Source organism: Stenotrophomonas sp. 2YAF22 (genome assembly GCF_052114665.1).
In the GTDB taxonomy this organism is placed as follows: domain Bacteria; phylum Pseudomonadota; class Gammaproteobacteria; order Xanthomonadales; family Xanthomonadaceae; genus Stenotrophomonas; species Stenotrophomonas indicatrix.
In genome coordinates this window covers 1-1,941 of the sequence record NZ_JBFRFE010000722.1, presented here as the reverse complement: position 1 = coordinate 1,941, position 1,941 = coordinate 1, and the positions used below count along the sequence as shown (strand labels likewise).

General features: G+C 67.4%; 1 protein-coding gene. It reads left to right on the top strand.

The features are described from left to right. Positions 1 to 259 precede the first annotated feature (259 nt). Positions 260 to 1,941 (top strand): single-stranded-DNA-specific exonuclease RecJ (gene recJ, locus AB4Y84_RS20390; protein WP_442250788.1); only part of this gene is annotated, 1,682 nt, incomplete at its 3' end.

Sequence of the window (1,941 nt, the reverse complement as noted above, 5' to 3'; positions counted from 1 at the left end):
GCAGGTGCCGGTGTTGTCGCAGGCCAGGAACCAGTCGTGGTGTACGAACTCGATACCGGGGGTTGGCGGCGTGTTTGCCGCCTGGGAAGCAAGTGGCAGCAGGAGGCTGGCAAGCAGTACGGACAGCAGGCGGTACATGGCGAATTCCGTTTCAGAAGCGAACAAGCATGGGCGATCACCACGCCTGCGCCAAGCCCGGAAGAGCCTGGCGAGCTGCGCGGGGTATCATGCGTGGGTCTTCCGCAACCCGGCGATGCCGATGTCCCTTGCCGCCGATGCTGTGCTGCCGTCTTCCGATACGCCGATGATCCGCCGTCGCGATGCGGTCGTGCCCGGTAGCTGGCCGGAGGGCACGCTGCCGCTGCTGGCCCGCCTGTATGCCGCACGTGGTGCGCACACGCCGGAGCTGGCCCTGCCCAAGCTCGGCAACCTGCATGCGCCGGAACTGCTGACCGGCATCGACGCGGCAGTGGACCTGCTGGTGCAAGCCATCGCCGCCGACAAGCGCATCCTGGTAGTCGGTGATTTCGACTGCGACGGCGCAACCGCCTGCGCGGTCGGTGTGCGCGGTCTGCGCATGCTCGGCGCGCAGCACGTCTTCCACGCAGTGCCCAACCGCATGGTGCACGGCTATGGTCTGTCGCCGTCACTGGTGGACGAGCTGGCTGCGCTGCAGCCGGATCTGCTGGTCACCGTCGACCACGGCATTGCCTGCCATGCCGGCGTGACCGCGGCCAAGGCGCGTGGCTGGCAGGTGCTGGTGACCGATCACCATCTGCCCGGTCCACTGCTGCCACCGGCCGATGTCATCGTCGACCCCAACCTCGACGGCGACGCCTTCCCCAGCAAGGCGCTGGCCGGTGTCGGCGTGATCTTCTACGTGCTGATGGCGCTGCGCCGGCAGATGCGCGAAGCGGGGGTATTTGCCAATGGCAAAGGGCCGGACCTGACCACGCTGCTGGACCTGGTGGCGGTGGGCACAGTGGCCGACCTGGTGGTGCTCGATGCCAACAATCGCGCCCTGGTCAGCGCGGGATTGCGCCGGCTGCGCAATGGCCAGGGCTGCGTCGGCCTGAAGGCACTGATCGAAGCCAGTGGTCGCGATGCTGCACGCCTGACCGCCACCGACATCGGCTTCGGGCTTGGCCCGCGCTTGAACGCGGCCGGTCGGTTGGAAGACATGGCATTGGGTATCGCCCTGCTGCTCACCGAAGATCCGCGGCAGGCCCGCGACATCGCGCAGACGCTCGAACAGATCAACGCCGAGCGGCGTGCGGTCCAGCAGTCGATGACCGATGACGCCGAACACGCGCTGTCGCGGGTGGTGCTCGATACCGCAGGGCAGCGCCCGGTGGCAGCCTGCCTGTTCGATGCCGATTGGCACCCCGGCGTGGTTGGCCTGGTTGCTTCAAAGATGAAGGATCGCCTGCATCGGCCGGTGATCGCGTTCGCGCCGGCCGAGCCGGGCGCCGACACCCTGCGCGGCTCGGCGCGTTCGATCGCCGGCCTGCATATCCGTGATGCGCTGGCGCTGGTCGATGCACGCCATCCCGGCTTGATCGAGCGCTTCGGCGGTCACGCGATGGCCGCCGGGTTGAGCATGCATCTGGATCATCTGGCTGCCTTCGAAGCCGCGTTCGTCGCCACCGTGCTGGAGATGCTCGACCCGGCTGCACTGCAGCAGCAGGTGCTCAGCGACGGCGAACTGGCCGCGGACGAACTCGATCATCGCCATGCCGATGCACTGCGCCTGGCCGGGCCATGGGGGCAGGGGTTCCCCGAGCCGCTGTTCGACGGCCATTTCGAGGTGGCCAACTGGCGCGTGCTGAAGGAACGGCATCTGAAGCTGGAACTGCGCCTGCCCGGCGTATCGGGCACGATCAATGCGATCCATTTCGGCGGCTGGCACGGTAATGCGCCAGGCAAGCATGTTCATTTGGC